This window comes from Jonquetella anthropi DSM 22815, assembly GCF_000237805.1.
In the GTDB taxonomy this organism is placed as follows: Bacteria; Synergistota; Synergistia; order Synergistales; family Dethiosulfovibrionaceae; genus Jonquetella; species Jonquetella anthropi.
The window spans coordinates 1,173,421-1,190,491 of the sequence record NZ_CM001376.1 but is presented as its reverse complement, the minus strand read 5'-3'; the positions used below and the strand labels follow the sequence as shown (position 1 = coordinate 1,190,491).

Genomic DNA, 17,071 nt, shown 5'->3' with positions numbered 1-17,071 from the left:
GATGACAATGAATAACGAAGTTTTTAAGCCCAGCACGACGCAGGCGATGCCTCCGCGAGAGGTCATCAAGGTTGTAGGAGTTGGCGGCGGCGGCGGCAACGCGCTGAACAACATCATTGCCAGCGAAGTTGTGGACGTAGATTTTATCGCCGTCAACACTGACGTGGTGGCCCTCGAGCTCTCCAAGGCCCCGACGAAGATAGCCTTAGGGACAAAGCTGACCGGCGGACGCGGCGCTGGAGCGGACCCCGCCCGCGGCAAAGAGGCGGCTCAGGAGTCGACAGAAGACCTTAAAGCGGTTCTTGAGGGTGCGGACATGGTGTTCATCACCGCCGGCATGGGCGGCGGGACTGGAACTGGTGCCTCTCCGATCATCGCTGAGATCGCTAAAGAGCTGGGAGCCCTGACGGTCGCAGTCGTCACCATGCCGTTCTCTTGGGAAGGCCCCATGCGGGCTCAAAACGCCCAGCGGGGTGTTAACGAGCTCCGAGACAAGGTTGACGCTCTGATCATCATCGAGAACGATAAGCTGCTGGAAGTCTGCGACAAGGGCACGTCGTTCTTTGAGGCCTTCCAAGTTGCCGATGACGTGCTGCGTCAGGCTGTGGCCGGCGTTACCGGAATGATCCGCAAGGCAGCTCTGGTTCACGTGGACTTCGCCGACGTCTGCACCATCATGAGAGGTGCCGGAACGGCCATCATGGGTATCGGCGAAGCGAAGGGCGAGGGGCGCACGGTTGCCGCTGCCCGGGCCGCTATGAGCGGACCGATGATGACGGCCCCGATGAGCGGTGCCACTGGCCTGCTGTATTTTATCGAGGTCAGCCCGGAAGTCGGACTGCATGAGATCAACGAGGCCAACCAAGTCATCGCTCAGGCTGCTCAGGAGAACGCCAACATCATTTGGGGATGGGCTCCGGATCCGGCGATGGAGGATCGGGTTCGTTTCACGATTATTGCGACTGGCTTTAACGGAACCGGCGCGATTCGTCGGCAGAACCGTCAGGTCAGCTCAGCTCACTTTGACAGCCCGCGGGGGGCTGGCCAGCGACGGAGCGGCTTGAACCTGAACCCTGCCGACTTGGTCTCCGATGATGAGGACGATTTCCTGAACGTTGGGGGCGACGACAGTTATGACACGCCGGCTATCAGCCGCCGTGCCAGAAAAAAGTGACCGATGTGGGGACAGGTATCTGTCCCCTTTTCTTTTAAATTGCAGCAAGAAATGAGGTGTTTTCATGCCCAGTCGATCGACGAACCGATTCAAACAGAAACCAGCGCTGAATTTTGGTGACTTAATGCTTCCTGTTCTGGGAATCGTATTTTTAGCAATTTTGATCATCGGGATCAAGGTGCTGTTCTTTCCCGCCCAAGCCTCAAAGACTCCGATTGTCGTCAACAGCCCGGCACGGACGGTTCAGCCGGCTCCTGTTCACTCGGAGCTTCCCCAGCGGTCAGCCGTTGTCGAGCCTGTCCCAGTTCAGGCAGACGTGGTTCCCGCTGATGCCAGGCCTTTAGTTGCCGAACCTGCGACTGACAAAAATGGTCAGACTGCGGTTGCTGTCGCTCCTGTCAAAACGGCCCCTCCGGCCAAAAAGCCTGCCGCTAAACCGGCTCCTGCTGTGCGCCCGGCTGTTTCTGCGGCGCCCGCACCTGTCGCGCGTCCGGCGGTCTCAGCGCCGGACCGTGGGGCGACGATTGAAAAGAGCAATTACCTGGTGCAGAGCGGCTCGTTTACCGACGACAAGGGAGCGTCGACAGTATCGGCCGAGCTGAAGTCGAAAGGATATGCGACCGTCGTCCGGCGGGCGGAGGTCAAAGGACGGACGTTCTTCAGGGTGTTTGTCGCCGGCGGTTCGAGCGCCGAGTCGGCTCAGGCTGTGGCTGATAAGCTGCAAAGCGCCGGCTACCCTGTTTTAGTCGTGAAAAACCAGTGATCTGACATGCCTGTAGGAAGGGTCTTTGTCGTTACTGGCCAGTCCGGGAGCGGAAAAAGCTGTGTCTTGGATGCCCTAGAAGATCAGGGCTTTTTTACCGTCGATAACCTGCCTGCACCGATGCTGCCGGCTCTTGCGTCTCTTGTGGGCGGGCGCAGCAGCGAGGAACGGGACGTGGCAGCCGTCGTGGACGCCAGAAGCGAAGCTCTTCTAACCGAGCTGCCGAGCGCTATCAGGGCTTTGCGGGATCAGGGCGTACGGCTGACGGTGCTTTTTATGGAGGCTTCCGAAGAGACGCTCATCCGTCGGTATCGGTTTACAAGGCGACGGCATCCTTTTGGGTTTAAAGAGTCCTTGCTGGACGGTATTCGAGCCGAGCGGCAGATGCTTCATGCGGTTCGTCAGCTGGCGGACTTGGTCATCGACACCACCAGATTTGACGCCGCTGAGCTGAAACGACACGTCCTGTCCCTGATCGATAAGGGGAAGGAAAGCGTCGACGTGTTGGTCACGTCGTTTGGGTTCAAGTACGGCAACCCGGCTGACGCTGATTTTCTGTTTGACGTTCGTTTTCTTGCTAATCCCTACTACGAGCCAGAGCTCAAAGACAAGTCGGGGCTTGACGAGCCTGTTCGGCAGTATATTTTCGAGCGCAGCCCGGCAAACGAGTTCTTGTGTTCGTGCTATGACCTGCTGGCGTCGATCCTTCACGTCTGTCACAACAGCGGGAAAAACTATATTCACGTGGCGCTGGGCTGCACCGGCGGCCGACATCGTTCGGTCTTTGCCGCGGAGTGGCTGGCCGAGCGCCTTTCTCAGCTGCCGGGCGTAACGGTGAACGTCAATCACCGGGATCTAAAGCGCGGTTCCGGATCGGAGCTGATTTCAGGATGATCTGGCTGATTGCTGCCTTCGCAGTTGGGGTCCTGTCCGGCGCTGGCGCGGTTCTTTTCAGAAGACGGCGGGGCCTGAAAGGCCGGGGCCAGTTCCCGGGCAAGAGTCAAGAGGCCCGGACGCAGGCGGCGGTTCAAATTCGTCTGGCGATGGGGCCGTCAATTGTCGCTGTCGGCGGCGGCACGGGGCTTTCGTCTCTTTTGCTGGGACTGAAGGCCTACACGAAGAATCTTTCAGCTGTTGTGACCGTGACGGACGAAGGCGGAAGTTCCGGTCGGCTGATTCGGGATTGGGGCGTCCTTCCGCCCGGCGACATTCGGAACTGTTTGGTTGCCCTGAGCGAAAACGACAGCCACTTGAGCTCATTTCTCGACTTTCGTTTTGACCGAGGAGACCTGAAGGGACACAGCTTAGGGAATCTGATGCTTCTCGCCGCGATCGAGCAGACCGGCGATTTTAAAAACGGTGTCCAGCTGATGAACCGCCTGTTGTCGGTCCGAGGTAGGGTGCTGCCGATCACGACGGAGGTTGTCACTTTGGCGGCCAAACTGGAAGACGGCGGCATTGTCCGAGGAGAGTTGGAAGTCTCCCAACACGGCGACAAAATCGAAGAAATTTGGCTTGAACCGAAGGACGCCGAGCCGGAACGCGAGACCATTCAGGCCGTTGAGGGCGCGGATATGATCGTTTTAGGTCCTGGAAGCCTGTTCACAAGCGTTATCCCCAACCTTTTAGTTCCTGGCTTTGCTGACGCGGTCAGGGACGGAGCGGCGCCGGTCATTTACGTGGCGAACTTGATGACCCAGCCGGGTGAAACCAGCGCTTTGAGTTTGATGGATCACGTCCGGTGGATTGCTAAAACGCTGGGGCGCTTCCCTGACGGCGTCGTGGTCAACCAAGCTCCGATTGTTCCCGCTCTTCGTGATCGGTATGAGGAAAGAGGCTCAGTCCCTTTGACCCTGTCTGAGGCGGAAGAAGAAGAGCTGGTCTCGCTGGGCTGTAACGTTTACAGAGAACTGCTTCTTCAAGTCAAAGACGGAACCGTCATCAGGCATCACAGCGCGCGGTTGGCAGAAGTCCTTATGCGGGCGCTTCGCCATTTTCGGCCCCTGTCATGAAGATATCCAACCGACTCTGGGACGAGTGGCTCACCGGGGAGATACCCGACCCTGTTTCCGCCGAGTCGGAACTTGCAGGCCTTGTTTCCTCGATGGGCGTTCGCGCGGCCGCGGACGAAAAAGTTCTCCTGTCCTGCGGGCGGTTCTGGACATTTCGCCGGGTTCGACGCCTTTGGCCCAAGTGTCCGATCTGTGAGGGGCTTCCTCTGGGGGAGCAGCTCTGCCTTGGGCGGGGCCAAGTGGCCTTAGCGCTGCCCACAGAGGGGTATCGGGCAATTCTTGCGGTGCAGGATCGCCCGGAGTTTTTGCGCTGGGCGTGGATGAGAGGCGTGTTCGGCGTCTGCGGCGGCCTGTACGCTCCGAAAAGCGGGTACTATTGTCTGATGCGGCTGGCACAGCCAGTTTTAGCCGGGCGGGTGATGGACTCGCTGGCGGCGGCGGGAATCAAGGCATCCAGCCGAGTCAAAGGCGGTCGGACGGAGCTGATCCTGCGGGACTTGGACGGGATCATCCAGCTGTGCCACAACCTCAAACTGCCTCAGACCGTTCAGGTCCTGCAGAACAGAGGACTTGTCAGGTTTTTAAGGGATCAGGCCAACAGGCAGGCTAACTGCGATGAGGCGAATATTCGCCGGTCGGTTGCGGCGGCAAGACGGCAGGTTGAGCTGGCTCGTTTTTTTCTCGATCAGGAGATTGACCTGCCCGAAGCCCTTTCTCAGGTACTCCGGCTTCGCCTCTCCTATCCGGCGGCCAGCTTGGGCGAATTAGGGACGCTTTTGGATCCACAGATGAGCAAGTCTACGATAAAATATCGTTGGCACAGACTTCAGCAACTGGCGGAAGAGCGGGGCTTTTCCCCGCTTGAGGAAGCTTAAAGGGAGCTTTCAGCTCATGACGGTGCGCGTCTGACGCGAGGAGGTAGGCAATGTCGAAGGTTCGTGTGGCAATTAACGGTTTTGGTCGGATCGGAAGACTTGTACTTCGGGGACTCAAAGAGTACGACACCAAAGGGCTCATGGAAGTTGTCGCGCTTCAGCGCCATAATGCGGCGGTGGACCAGATGGCCTATTTGCTCAAGTACGATTCGGTTCATCGGAGATTCGACGCTCAGATCTCCTACGACGATTCTCACTTGATTGTGGACGGCCACTCGATGGAAGTCCTTCGCGCCGACACGGCCGAAGAACTGCCGTGGAAGAAACTGGGCGTCGACTTGATCATTGAGGCGAGCGGCGCTTACACGAAGAGCGATAAAGCGTCTTGGCACCTTCAGGCCGGCGCAAAAAAGGTCCTTCTCACCTCTCCGGGAAAGAGCGACGACATCGCGACCTTTGTCATGGGTGTCAATGAGAAAACGTACGACCCGGCGTCGCATCACATCGTCTCGAACGCCTCCTGCACGACCAACTGCCTCGCTCCTGTGGCCAAGGTCCTTCACGAGCAGTTCGGCATCGTTTCAGGCTTGATGACGACCGAGCACAGCTACACCAGCGACCAGAGACTTCACGACAAGTCCCACAAGAACAATTTCCGCGCCCGGGCCGCCGCGCTGTCCATGGTTCCGACGACCACTGGCGCCGCCAAGGCTGTCGGCAAGGTCATTCCTGAGCTGAACGGCAAGCTGAGCGGCCTTTCAATCCGCGTCCCCACGCCGGACGTGTCGCTGGTCGACCTGACGTTCGTTGCGGCCAAGCCCGTGACCGTCGAGTCGATTAACCAGGCCATGAAGGAAGCCTCCGAATCGACGCTCAAAGGCTACTTGGGCTATGAGACCGACGACTGCGTGTCGGTGGACTTCACTCACGATCCCCGCTCGGCCGTGTTTGCGCCGTCCCAGACGATGGTTATCGGCAACTTGGCAAAAGTTCTCGCTTGGTACGACAACGAGTGGGGCTATTCATGCCGCTGCATCGATCTGGCCAACTACATGATCGAGAAGGGATTTTAAATGAAACTTCGGGGCATTGATTCGCTCGATCTGTCCGGCAAAAAAGTCCTTGTCCGGGTGGACTTCAACGTGCCGTTTAAAGGCGGAAAGGTCACAGACACGACCCGTATCGCTGCTCACAAAGAAACGATCGACGCCTTGTTGGCTCAGGGCGCGTTGGTGACTTTGGTGTCCCATTTTGGCCGGCCGAAGGGGAAGGTCGTGCCTGAACTGTCCCTCGGCCAAATTCGAGCGGACGTGGAAAAAATCTACGGCGTGCCTGTTCGCTTCGTCGCTGACTGCGTCGGCCCTGAAGTCGCCAAAGCCGTTTCCTCTCAAAAGGCGGGAGAAGTCCTTTTGCTGGAGAACTCCCGTTTTCACCCGGAGGAGGAAAAGAACGATCCCGCGTTTAGCGCTCTGATGGCGAAGCCGTTCGACGCGTTCGTGATGGACGCCTTCAGCGCGGCGCACCGGGCCAACAGCTCGACGGTCGGCGTCGGAGACTCGCTGCCGAGCGCGGCGGGGTTCCTTCTTCAAAAGGAAATCGACGCGCTGTCTGTCGTGCGCGACGAGCCGGTCCCGCCGTACGTCGTCGTATTGGGCGGGGCAAAAGTCGCCGACAAGATCGCCGTCATCGAACGGATGATCGAGAAGGCCGACTCCCTTCTGATCGGCGGCGGCATGGCATTCACGTTCTTGGCCGAGAAAGGCTTGAACGTCGGCCGTTCGCTGTACGACGCAGAACACGCTGACTTTGCCCGGTCAATGCTCGCTCGGGCAAAGGAACGGGGCGTCCGCGTCCTGCTGCCGGTTGACGTCGTCGAGGCCCATGCGATTGAGGAGCCCGAGACGGCGCGGGTCGTCCCGGCGGAGGAGATATCTTCCGATTGCATGGGGCTTGACATTGGGCCTCGGACGGAAAAGCTTTTTGCCGAGGCGATCAAGGGAGCTCGGACGGTTCTGTGGAATGGACCGATGGGCGTGTTTGAAAGCGAGGCGTTTGCCAGCGGCACGAAGGCTGTGGCGAACGCTTTGGCTGAGGCGACCCGAACCGGCACGTTCACAGTGGTGGGCGGCGGGGATTCGGCGTCCGCGGCGAAGAAGTTCGGCGTCGGCTCTTTGGTCAGCCACCTGTCCACGGGCGGCGGGGCCAGTTTAGAGTTCTGCGAGGGCAAAGACCTGCCGGCAGTCGTGCCTCTTCTCAAACGATAAAAGACAAACGAAAGCCCCGACACCGCGAGGTGTCGGGGCTTCCATTATGTTCTGGGGACTATGAACTTGACTTACGAAACAATCGCTTTGATTGTCGCCATGATGATTTTTAGATCATCTAAAACGGTGTGCGATTTAGCGTAGGCGACGGAGTAGCGGATTTTCACCGGCAAAATTTTTTCGATGTACGTTTTTTCTGGATCGTCGGCGCAGTCCAGCAGGTCGTTTTCGTCTTTGTACTCAACTGACGCCCGTTCTGTGATCCCGGGCTTTACCGAAAAGATCAGCTTTTTCGCCTCGGGCGGGTAAAACGCCACATATTTGGCGACTTCAGGGCGTGGCCCCACAAGGCTCATGTTTCCGATCAACACGTTAAAAAGCTGGGGCAGCTCGTCAAGTTTGGTTTTTCGAAGAAAGCGGCCGGCTCTCGTTACCCGGTCGTCGGCCCGGACTGTCAGCAGGGAAGCCTTGTCGGCGTCAGTAACCATCGACCGGAACTTGTACACGTTGAACAAACGCTCGCCCAACCCGACCCGTTTCTGCTTGTAAATGATCGGCCCTTTGGAATCGCATTTAATCCAGACGGCGATAACCAGCATGATGGGACTCAGCAGGATAATGCCGGGAATTGTAAAGAGCAGGTCCATAAATCGCTTGGAGGTCATGAGAAGATTCCTCTCTTGTATGAGTGGCTGACCTGCCAAGCTTTTAGAGGCAGGCCAAACAGGACGTATGTTCCTGTGAATTTTGTCGGTTGCAGGCGCCTCAGCGGCTCAAGAGCCGGCGCACCTGTTCGATGACGTAGTCCACGTCGCTGTCTTTCATGGCCGTGAAAATCGGCAGACTCACTTCCCGTTTCCACGCGTCTTCCGCCACAGGGAAGTCTTGGGGCTGCAAGTTGTAACGCTGCTTCCAGTACGGCTGGGCGTGAAGGGGAATGTAGTGAACGCTGCACCCTATCTTGGCGTTCGACATTTCCTGAATGAAATTGTCCCGGCAGATGGGGGCGTCGTCGGACAGCCGCAGCATGAACAGGTGCCAAGAGTGCTCTCTTTCGGGAGTAGGGCCCATCGGCAGCTGGACGGGAAGGTCGGCGAACGCCTGGAGGTACTTTTGGGCGATGGCGCTTCGGCGGCTCATGAACCCTTTGGCCCGCTCCAGCTGGTGAATACCGATGGACGCGGCGATGTCGGTCATGTTGTACTTGAAACCCGGCGCGACAATTTCGTAGTACCACGCAGGACGTTCGGATGTGTACCGGTCGAACGCGTCCCGGTCGATGCCGTGAAGTCTCATGCACCGGCAGCGCTTGGCAATCTCCGCATCTTTTGTGACGATCATGCCGCCTTCGCCGGTCGTCATGGTCTTCGTGGCGTAGAAGCTGAACACCGTGCAGTCAGAATCGAGCGTGCCGATGAAGTCTCCGCGATACTTAACCGGGAAGCAGTGAGCCGCGTCTTCAACCACTTTGATGCCGTGGCGGTGGGCGAGCTCAAGGAGAGGCTTCATGTCACAGGCCAACCCAGCCAGATGGACCGGGATAATGACTTTCGTTTTGGGAGAGATCGCCCGCTCAATTGCCGCCAGGTCAATTTCCAGTGAGTCCGGCAGGACGTCTACCAGAACCGGTTCGGCGCCCAAATATCGGGCGACTTCTGCCGACGACGTAAAGGTGTACGACGTGGTGATGACCTCATCACCCGGGCCGACGCCGCAGGCTTCAAGCGCCAAGTGCAGCCCGGCAGTCGCTGAGTTGACAGCCATCGCGTGAACGCCGCCGCCGAGGTATTGGGCAAAGTCCTTTTCAAACCGCTGAGTTTTTGGGCCGGTTGTCAGCCATCCAGATTTTAAAGAGTCGAGAACTTCGTCGATCTCGCTCTGTCCGATGTCCGGCAGGGCAAAGGGGAGAAACGCTCGTTGAGTCATAACGGTCACCTCTTGAAGTAATAAGTTGGTCCATAAGCTGCTGCAGCATCACTTGCTGCGCTCAGGACGAACGCCTGACATGCACACGCCGGCACGCCCTGATGACGCCCCCAATTTGAAGGTTTTTACATTATAGCTGGCCAATATCGTTTTTGGTGCAGTAAGTCGAGCTACTTCGCTAAGCTATTCGCCGGAAAAAGAATGAATCGTCCCGCCCAAATTTCTCGGGCGGGGCGATTCTTCTGTTGTTTAGCTGTTCGGCCGGCCGTTTTCGACAGGCGACGTCTGTTGAGGAAGAGCGCCCCCCAACAGGCTGACGTCCACCCGCGGGAACGGGATCGCCAAGCCGGATTCGGAAAGAGCCTTGAACAGGGCCAGCCGGACGTCGCTGTCGACTTTCAGGCCTGAGGCGACTCTCAGGTTGACCCAGTAGTAAATGGTGAAGTTCAGCGAGCTGTCGCCGAACGCGCTGAAGTAGATGGCCGGCTCAGGGTAGGGAAGCACCTGAGGATTTGTCCTGACGACCTGGTTCATCACCTCAATCGCCTTGTTGGGGTCACTGTCGTAGCTCAGACCGATGGTGATCGTTCGGCGGTTCAAATAGTCGGTCAGGTTCCAGTTGATTAGCCGGCTGTCCAGCAGCTTGCTGTTGGGGACGACGACGTCCCGTCCGTCCGGCGTCTTGAGCCGAGTGCTTCGGGTGCCGATCTCTTTCACCTCGCCGAGGACGTCGTCAATTTCTAGCGTGTCGCCCAGTCGGAACGGCCGGTTGACCGCCAACATGATCCCGGAGATGACGTTGGTGAACAGCGTCTGAGCGCCGAACCCAATGGCGATGGCGAAGGCACCGCCGAGGAACGCGAACGCGGTGAGTGGGATGCTGACCAGTTTGAGGGCGATGAGGAAGCAGATGAAGAACAACAGGTAGAGGACGAACCGGCTGATGGTCGCGGCGGTCGTCTCGTCAATTTTAGCCCGGCGGCGAACCCACTTCATGACAAAACGCGTCGCCCTGTGGCTGCCGAACACGCCCAGCAGAAGGATCACCAGAGCGCCCAGCAGGGATTTGAGGTGAACCGTGTAGTCGCCGCTGGTCCACAGTTCGGTGTTGAGGATTTCGGCGGTCTTCACTTTCCACATGCCGGCCACTTTTTCGGTGACCGGGACGACGTTGTACCGGGCTTTGTACTCCTGCAGGGTGCGGCTGGTTAAGCGGAGCAATGACGCGATGCTGGCCGCGTCGGCGTCCAAGTCAGCCAGTTCGGCGTTGGTCAGGGCGATCATCTGTTTTTTGAGTTCTTGCGCTTCTCCGCCTTGCTTCCCTGCTGTCTGGTCGTTCAAGCTGGAGAGCCTTTTTTGAACGGCCAGCATGAGCTTTTGCTGAGAGGCCTGTGCTGATTCGATCGAATTCCGGTTCTTTCCCAAAGAGTCAATGATGACCGGCATGTTTTCCTGCTGCACGCCGCCGTTAAACAGCTTGTAACGCTGGTCCCACATCTGCCGGCAGGCGGCAAGGCGAGCCAGTGCGGCGTGAAGCCGTTCAATGCGGTTCATCGTGAAGCTCTTCTTCTGGGACGACAGAGAGTCGGCCAGTTCTTTGATCGTTGGATCCTGGCTGTCGGATTGAGGGGCAGCTGCCGTGGGGGCCTCGCGCTCGGCTTCCTGCAGTTTGTTTTGCAGCGAAGCCGCGTTGGCATCGAGGGACTTCAAGATGTCCCGGTAGTCCTCTTCGGTGAACTTGAGGTTCGACTCAATCCAAGATGTTTTTTTATTCGCCGAGTTGATCTGAATTGCCAGCGACTGGGATTCAGCGGTCAATTGCTTGATGAGCAGCTGACGGAGCAGCACGTCCGCTCTGGCGGCTTCGGCAGTCAGAGCTAAGTTTTCCATCTTCCACGCGTTTGACGCGGCTGCCGGCGTGCTTTTGGCGCTGCGGTAGCTGCTTTCTGCCGCCTGCTGGCTCGACTGGGCGTAGCTCAGCGCCAGCTTGGCGTTGCGCAAGTCGGCCTCCTTGAGCTCTTGGGAAACGGCCAAGTCATCTGATTCGTCCAGCGCCCGCTCGTACGTGGCGATGTCAAAGGGCGGTTTCTCCTTTGGCAGCGCGTTTTCTTCCGGCACGCTCTTGAGCGCCTGAAGTTGCGCTTCGGCGCCGGGGATATTTTTCGCAGTCGCCGCGATTCGCTCGTAACTCAGCTTCAAGTTATTGAGCAGTGAAATTCTGTCCTTGACGTCGTCAGCCGTGACGCCGTTGCTGGCAGCGACTTCGTCTAGGGGAGTACCGGCCAAGCCGTTCAACCGTTTGGTAATCGACGCCAACCGTTCGGCGTTGATTGCCTGATCGGAGTCAGAGGGCTTGAAAATTTCCGCGTCACCGGCCGACGACGGCTGACTGTCCGACGACAGGCCCGGCAGAACGCTTGTCAGGTCGATCGCTCCCGCCGGGGCGGCGGACAGGCCGATGGCTACAAGAAGAAAAGCGAGCTTCCGAAAGTTCATAGGATCACCTCGAAGGTTTTTAGAGAATTTCTTCGTTAACGACTATTATAATGAATGAACGCAGGGGATTTTTCAAGGAGGGGGAATGTCAGGTGTCTGCGTGTAAAAAGAGGGAAAACGTTGAAGATGCGGTCATCTGGTTCGCGCCGTTTGCGAACGGCACGAGCAAGTTCGACCGAATGAGGGACGTGCTCAACCGAGTGGAGATGAAGCGGACCGTGTCCGAGGGGGACTTGGTGGCGGTGAAGCTCCACTTCGGCGAGGAAGGAAACGACACGTACCTGAGGCCCGAGTACGCCCGTCTGATCGTCGACGCGGTCAAAGAGGCCGGCGGCAAGCCGTTTCTCTGCGACTCGACGACCCTTTATACGGGCTGCCGGCGCAACGCCGTTGACCACCTCAACTTGGCCGTTCGCCACGGGTTCGGCCCTGAGGTCACCGGCGCGCCGGTCGTCATCGCTGACGGGCTGAAGAGCAACGACTGGCGGCCCGTGGCGGTTGCCGGAAAACACTTTTCAGAGGTCAAGATTGCCGGGAGCATCGCAGACGCCGATTCGATGGTCGTGCTGAGCCACTTCAAGGGGCACGTGAGGGCCGGATTCGGCGGGGCGGTGAAGAACTTGGCCATGGGCTGTGCCTGCGCGTTGGGGAAAAAAGACCAGCACGCCGCCAACCTGTCTGTGGCCCCTGAAGAGTGCATCGCCTGCGGCCGGTGCGCCCGCAACTGTCCTGTTCGCGCCATCTCGATGAAAAACCCCGCCGGGGCGAATAAAGCGTTCATCGACCAGTCGAAGTGCATCGGCTGCAGCGAGTGCATGACCCACTGCCCGGTCAGCGCTATCTCCATCGACTGGGGATCAGAAGAGGACCGGAGCGCCTTCGGCGAGCGCATGGCCGAGTACGCGCTTGGGGCTGTGAGAGACAAACGCCGGGTCGTTTACGTCAACGTCATGACCGACATCACGCCGCTGTGCGACTGCTGCGGCTGGAGCGACAACGCGATCGTCCCGCCGATCGGGATTGCCGCGTCAATTGACCCGGTCGCGCTGGACAAGTTCTGTCTCGATAAGGTCACAGAGGCAGTCGGCTCTGCCCTGCCAAGCGGGTGCGAAAAGTTCTCCCACATTCACCCCAAAACGGAGCCGGAATCCCAACTGAACCACGGACAGGCCATCGGGCTGGGAAAGCTGTCCGCTCAAGTTGAAGTGATTTAGGTCTCCACGGGTTGAAAAGACAAAAACGGCGGCTCCCGATCGGGAGCCGCCGTTTCTTGTCTTGTTGGAGCTGAATAATTACTCGGTTTTCTGAGGAGCTGATTCGGGCGCAGCGGCCGGAGGAACCGGCTGCGTGCTCGGACGTTTGGCCCCGAAATCGCCGATCAGCTGGCGGATCATGCTGTCCTTTGACTCCAGCGCTTGGTTCAGGGAAACGTTCGTCTGTTTGTACATCTCGCGGATCTCGTTCAAAGCGGCGGAAACGTCCTCGCTGGAAGCGGAGTCGCTGTTCACCTTGTTCTCGATGGCGGCCAAGGAAGCCTGCGCCTTGCCGAGAAGCGCGGCGACTTCAGAGACGACGGCCTGAGTGTCCCTCTGGGAATTGACGATCTCGTCTCTCAGTCCGCGGACTTCGGTGAGGACGGCGTCGCTGCGCATGAGAATGCCGGCGAACAAGGCCAAGAGGACAATCGCTCCGACGGCAATCGCGACGATTTTTTTGACTCGGCAGGAAGAATCGTCAGCGGGCATATCGCAGTCGCAGCAGCACCCATCATCATCGTGTTCGTCGCCGCCGCAGCAGCAACCTTCGTCGTGATCGTGCTGATCGCCCTCGCAGCAGCAGCTTTCCACGGGGTGCTCTTCATTCTCGTGATCGTGAGCGTGCAGGTTCTGTTCGTCCATTACAGTTCAGCTCCTTCAGGGTGGGGTCATAAATAGGATAATCCTGAATGTAAGTCTATCATAAATATTCTGTCCTGCCACATGCAACGCTCGCTCAGAATGCCCCGAGCGCTTGGGCAAGTTTTTTGGCGTCGGCTTTTAACCGTTCGATCGGCTGGCGGCTGTAGGTGAGCCGGATGCAGTCGAGGCATTCGCCTTGGCAGCTGAACGCGGTCCCAGGAATGACCGCCAGGTTGAACTGCTCAAGAAGCCGCTTTTGGACCTGAACGCCGTCCTGACCGGGCAGCCGGCACCACAAGAACATCCCGCCCTTCGGCTCGCTGAAAATGACCCGTCGGCCGCTCCATTCGGTCAGAGCGTCGCAGAGGATCCTGCAGCGCCGCGCTAGGTCAGACCGAAACGCGTCCATATGGACGGCGAACTGGGGAGATCCGGCAAACCGGGCAATGGCCCGATGGATAAAAGTCGGCAGCGCGACTACCGTCTGAGCCTGAATATTGACGAACCGTTCGATCAGCTCATCCGGTCCGGCGAGCCACCCGCAGCGGAACCCGGGCGCCACCGTCTTGGAAAAACTGCCGGCAAACAGCGTCCGCTCGGGAGCCATCGAAAAAATTGACGGCAGAGGCTTCTCGTCGAAGTACAGATCCCGGTACGGGTCGTCCTCGAAGACCAGCAGATCGTACCGTCGGGCCGTCTCGGCGATCAGCCGCCGACGCTCGAGGGACGTGCAGGTTCCCCGGGGGTTTTGAAAATGAGGGATCACGTAGAGGACCTTCGGCGACAGCAGACGGCACAGCCGTTCGAGCTCTTTTGGGTTGACGCCGTCAGCGTCGGAAGAGATGCCGACGATGCGGGCGCCGCTTTTGGCGAACGCGTCGAGCGTCTCCGGGTACGACGGATCCTCGGCCAACACCACGTCGCCCGGGTCGATCAGGCCGGCGGCGGCGATATGAGCCGCGCCCATCGCGCCCTGAGTGATCATGATCTGACGTTCGGGGATCGGGCCGGAAAGGCCAATTGATGGCCCCAAACTTGACAAGTACGCAAGAAGTTCCGAGTCCCCCCGTGGCACCCCGTACCCGAACAGGGCAGGCTCCGTTTCAAGCAGACTGTCGAAAATCGGCTTGAGGTCGTCAAGCGGCAGGGCCTCTGGCGACGGCTGCCCGGACGTAAAGTTTCCCGTCTCGGCCGATAGCCCCCCGGTGTAGCGGGCAATCGTCGTCGGTCTCAGTCGGTTGGCTTGAGCGCTCAAAAAACGGTTCATGATCATCTCGACCTTTCAGGAAAGTTCGGCATAACGGTGATATTGTACCTTAGGGGTACGGGGAGCTTAAAGCCGTCAACGAACCGATATGGTTTTTTCGTTCCTCGGTATAATAAACATATACACAGCGACGGGGAGGCATTCCATTGACACAGAGTTCAATTCGCACAGTAGGCTTCATCGGTATTGGCGTCATGGGACGGGGAATGGCGTCGAATTTGCTGAAAGCGGGGTACAGCCTTCGGGTCTTCACCCGCAGGAAAGAGACCGCTAAAAAACCCTTGGAAAGCGGCGCCGTCTGGTGTGACAGCCCGGCCCAAACGGCTCAGGGCAGCGACGCCGTCATCACGATGGTCGGCTTCCCGGCCGACGTAAAGGAAATTTACCTTGGTCCCAGCGGACTCATTGAGGCGGCCGCGCCAGGAACGCTTTTGGTGGATATGACCACGTCCAGCCCAACGCTGGCCGCTCAGATCGCCCACGATGGAGCCCAGCGCGGACTGTTCTGCTTGGACGCGCCGGTCTCCGGCGGCGACACCGGCGCCGCCAAAGGAACGCTGTCGATTATGGTCGGTGGGACGGAGGAGGCGTTTGAAAAGGCGCGCGGGCTTTTGAGCGCCATGGGGACGGAGGTTCACCGCCAAGGCGGTGCGGGAATGGGTCAGCACACGAAGATGGTCAACCAGATTCTGATCGCCTCCGGCATGGTCGCCGTCTCGGAAGCGCTTTGTTATGCCAAGGCCGCGGGGCTTGATCCCGAGTCGGTCATGGCCAGTGTGTCGAAGGGCGCTGCCGCCAGTTGGACGCTGGACAACCGGTGGCCTCAGATGCTTTCGGGCAACTACAAGCCGGGCTTTTACGTCAAGCACTTCATCAAGGACATGGGGATCGCCCTCCAGTCCGCCCGGGAGATGAACCTCCAGCTGCCCGGGCTTGAGCTGGCCGACAAGTTGTACCGCCAGCTGGCCGAGGACGGGGGAGAAAACGACGGGACTCAGGCGCTGTTCAAGCTGTACGATCGGTACCTTGTCGCCCGGCGGCTGAAAAGCTGAATGAAGACGTTTCTTCCCGAGGGCAGAGAGGAAAACGGCGCGTCGTTTCGCGTCCACAAGCTGACTCGGCTCGCTTTTTTGACCTGCCTGAGCGTCATACTCATCCTAGCGATTCGTTTCCCTATCCTGCCGCAGGCGCCGTTTCTTGAATACGAGCCCGGCGACGTGCCGATGATCCTCGCCGGGCTGTTGTACGGTCCCGGCGCCGGCCTCGCCGTCACGGTTGCTGCTTCGCTGATTCAGACTTTGACGGTCAGCTCGGGGTCGGGCCCAATCGGCCTTGTCATGCACATCGTGGCGACCAGCGCTCTCGTAGCCATTCCGTCGTTCTTGTACCGGCGGCGGTGCAGCTCCGGGAGCCTTGCTAAAGGGCTTCTTCTCGGCTCATTGGTCATGACGCTGCTGATGATTCCGCTGAACCTCGTCATGACCGTGTGGTTTCTCGGCGTGCCCCGGCAGGTGGTCGTCTCCATGCTCGTGCCGGCAATCATACCGTTTAATCTGATAAAGTCGCTGTCCAATTCGGCGCTGGCATTCCTCGTCATTGGCGGGTTGAGCGCTCGGTTCAGGACTTGTCCCTGTGAAAGGAGAGAAAGCTATGAGAAGAGTGAGCGGTAAACTCAAAGGACTGTTGGCGGCCTTCGTTTTGGCGGCGTCATTTGCCAGCGCGGCCCAAGCGGAATTGGATCAAAACGTGGTGAACCTGTCGGCCACGGCCGACCAGCTGGTAGCTAGAGACTTAATGGAAGTCGATTTTGTCGTGTCAGCTCACGACCCCGACCGTCAAAAAGCCGCGGCTGAAGTGACCGAAAAAGCGAACAAGCTCGCTCAGGCGATCCGCGAGGTCAAAGAAGTCCAGCTTCAGACGTCGACCCGGGAAGGCTTCTGGCAGGCTCTTCCGGGCGTGTCGTCCTCGATTTCAGGCAAGCAGGCGTGGTATGACACGGCTCGCTTCACCGTCTCCAGCAAGGACTTTGACGCGCTTTCCAAGCTGACAGCCGACGTCTCCCAAATTGCCGCCGTCGAGTCAATTCAGTGTCGGGTCTCCCGCTCTCGGCTGGCGGAAATTGAAGATCAGCTGGTCAAGAGCGCGCTCGATCGGTTCAAAGCAAAAGCCGATATGATCGCCAAACATCTGGGGTTCTCTTCATATTCAATTGGTACGATCTCAGTTGTGGATATGAACGGGGAAACCCCGGTGACCAACTGCCGGAACTTCAGCAACATGAAGTCAGCGGAGTTGGCCGCTCCTGAGACCGTTGAGCCCGGAACGGCAAGAGTTCAGCTTTCAGTGACCGGTTCCATTCAGATGAAGTGATTCGACCTATACCAAAGGCGGTGAAG

Annotated in this window: 16 protein-coding genes; 11 read left to right on the top strand and 5 right to left on the bottom strand. The window is 58.7% G+C overall.

Annotation, left to right across the window (positions count from 1 at the left end; all coding sequences use genetic code 11):
- The first annotated feature begins 1 nt into the window (after position 1).
- The 7 genes from ftsZ (at position 2) to JONANDRAFT_RS05525 (ending at position 7,088) form a co-directional block, all read left to right on the top strand.
- Positions 2 to 1,174: a cell division protein FtsZ gene (gene ftsZ / locus JONANDRAFT_RS05555; protein ID WP_008523112.1), complete on the top strand. Its 1,173-nt coding sequence runs from the start codon at positions 2 to 4 to the stop codon at positions 1,172 to 1,174.
- Positions 1,175 to 1,298: 124 nt separating this feature from the next.
- Positions 1,299 to 1,937, top strand: a complete 639-nt coding sequence (locus JONANDRAFT_RS05550) for an SPOR domain-containing protein (protein WP_035787108.1) — start codon at positions 1,299 to 1,301, stop codon at positions 1,935 to 1,937.
- A gap of 6 nt (positions 1,938 to 1,943) precedes the next feature.
- Positions 1,944 to 2,831, top strand: a complete 888-nt coding sequence (gene rapZ / locus JONANDRAFT_RS05545) for an RNase adapter RapZ (RefSeq protein ID WP_008521567.1) — start codon at positions 1,944 to 1,946, stop codon at positions 2,829 to 2,831.
- Positions 2,828 to 3,949, top strand: coding sequence for a gluconeogenesis factor YvcK family protein (locus tag JONANDRAFT_RS05540; RefSeq protein ID WP_008521566.1), 1,122 nt, complete (start codon positions 2,828 to 2,830; stop codon positions 3,947 to 3,949). The genes rapZ and JONANDRAFT_RS05540 overlap by 4 nt, the downstream gene beginning before the upstream one ends.
- A complete protein-coding gene (whiA, locus tag JONANDRAFT_RS05535; RefSeq protein WP_008521565.1) occupies positions 3,946 to 4,824 on the top strand; it encodes a DNA-binding protein WhiA in 879 nt (292 codons plus the stop codon). The genes JONANDRAFT_RS05540 and whiA overlap by 4 nt, the downstream gene beginning before the upstream one ends.
- Positions 4,825 to 4,874: 50 nt before the next feature.
- Positions 4,875 to 5,897, top strand: coding sequence for a type I glyceraldehyde-3-phosphate dehydrogenase (gap, locus tag JONANDRAFT_RS05530; protein WP_008521564.1), 1,023 nt, complete (start codon positions 4,875 to 4,877; stop codon positions 5,895 to 5,897).
- The gene (locus tag JONANDRAFT_RS05525; protein ID WP_008521563.1) at positions 5,898 to 7,088 is read left to right on the top strand and encodes a phosphoglycerate kinase; all 1,191 of its coding nucleotides are present in this window, start codon (positions 5,898 to 5,900) and stop codon (positions 7,086 to 7,088) included.
- Positions 7,089 to 7,159: 71 nt separating this feature from the next.
- On the opposite strand, the gene JONANDRAFT_RS05520 is transcribed toward JONANDRAFT_RS05525, so the two are convergent.
- The 3 genes from JONANDRAFT_RS05520 to JONANDRAFT_RS05510 form a co-directional block, all read right to left on the bottom strand.
- Positions 7,160 to 7,753, bottom strand: coding sequence for a sugar transferase (locus JONANDRAFT_RS05520; protein WP_008523110.1), 594 nt, complete (start codon positions 7,751 to 7,753; stop codon positions 7,160 to 7,162).
- A 100-nt stretch (positions 7,754 to 7,853) separates the two neighbouring features.
- The gene (locus tag JONANDRAFT_RS05515; protein WP_008521561.1) at positions 7,854 to 9,014 is read right to left on the bottom strand and encodes a DegT/DnrJ/EryC1/StrS family aminotransferase; all 1,161 of its coding nucleotides are present in this window, start codon (positions 9,012 to 9,014) and stop codon (positions 7,854 to 7,856) included.
- A gap of 249 nt (positions 9,015 to 9,263) precedes the next feature.
- Positions 9,264 to 11,510, bottom strand: a complete 2,247-nt coding sequence (locus JONANDRAFT_RS05510; RefSeq protein WP_008523109.1) for a mechanosensitive ion channel domain-containing protein — start codon at positions 11,508 to 11,510, stop codon at positions 9,264 to 9,266.
- A gap of 92 nt (positions 11,511 to 11,602) precedes the next feature.
- Here JONANDRAFT_RS05510 and JONANDRAFT_RS05505 point away from each other — a divergent pair, with 92 nt between their 5' ends.
- Entirely contained in the window at positions 11,603 to 12,724 is a 1,122-nt protein-coding gene (locus JONANDRAFT_RS05505; protein ID WP_008523107.1) for a DUF362 domain-containing protein, read from the top strand.
- A 78-nt stretch (positions 12,725 to 12,802) separates the two neighbouring features.
- Here the strand turns inward: JONANDRAFT_RS05505 and JONANDRAFT_RS05500 are convergent, their stop codons facing one another.
- Both JONANDRAFT_RS05500 and JONANDRAFT_RS05495 read right to left on the bottom strand, forming a co-directional pair.
- Entirely contained in the window at positions 12,803 to 13,408 is a 606-nt protein-coding gene (locus JONANDRAFT_RS05500) for a hypothetical protein (RefSeq protein WP_008523105.1), read from the bottom strand.
- Positions 13,409 to 13,502: 94 nt separating this feature from the next.
- Positions 13,503 to 14,675 carry an aminotransferase-like domain-containing protein gene (locus JONANDRAFT_RS05495; RefSeq protein WP_231366871.1) on the bottom strand — a complete coding sequence of 391 codons (1,173 nt, stop codon included), beginning with the start codon at positions 14,673 to 14,675 and terminating at the stop codon, positions 13,503 to 13,505.
- A gap of 146 nt (positions 14,676 to 14,821) precedes the next feature.
- Here JONANDRAFT_RS05495 and JONANDRAFT_RS05490 point away from each other — a divergent pair, with 146 nt between their 5' ends.
- The 3 genes from JONANDRAFT_RS05490 to JONANDRAFT_RS05480 are packed head-to-tail and all read left to right on the top strand — an operon-like array spanning position 14,822 to position 17,045.
- The gene (locus JONANDRAFT_RS05490; protein WP_008523101.1) at positions 14,822 to 15,727 is read left to right on the top strand and encodes an NAD(P)-dependent oxidoreductase; all 906 of its coding nucleotides are present in this window, start codon (positions 14,822 to 14,824) and stop codon (positions 15,725 to 15,727) included.
- A complete protein-coding gene (locus JONANDRAFT_RS05485) occupies positions 15,728 to 16,345 on the top strand; it encodes an ECF transporter S component (RefSeq protein WP_008521554.1) in 618 nt (205 codons plus the stop codon).
- On the top strand, positions 16,326 to 17,045 hold the full coding sequence (locus JONANDRAFT_RS05480) for an SIMPL domain-containing protein (protein ID WP_008523099.1): 720 nt from the start codon (positions 16,326 to 16,328) through the stop codon (positions 17,043 to 17,045). The genes JONANDRAFT_RS05485 and JONANDRAFT_RS05480 overlap by 20 nt, the downstream gene beginning before the upstream one ends.
- The last annotated feature ends 26 nt before the right edge of the window (positions 17,046 to 17,071 follow it).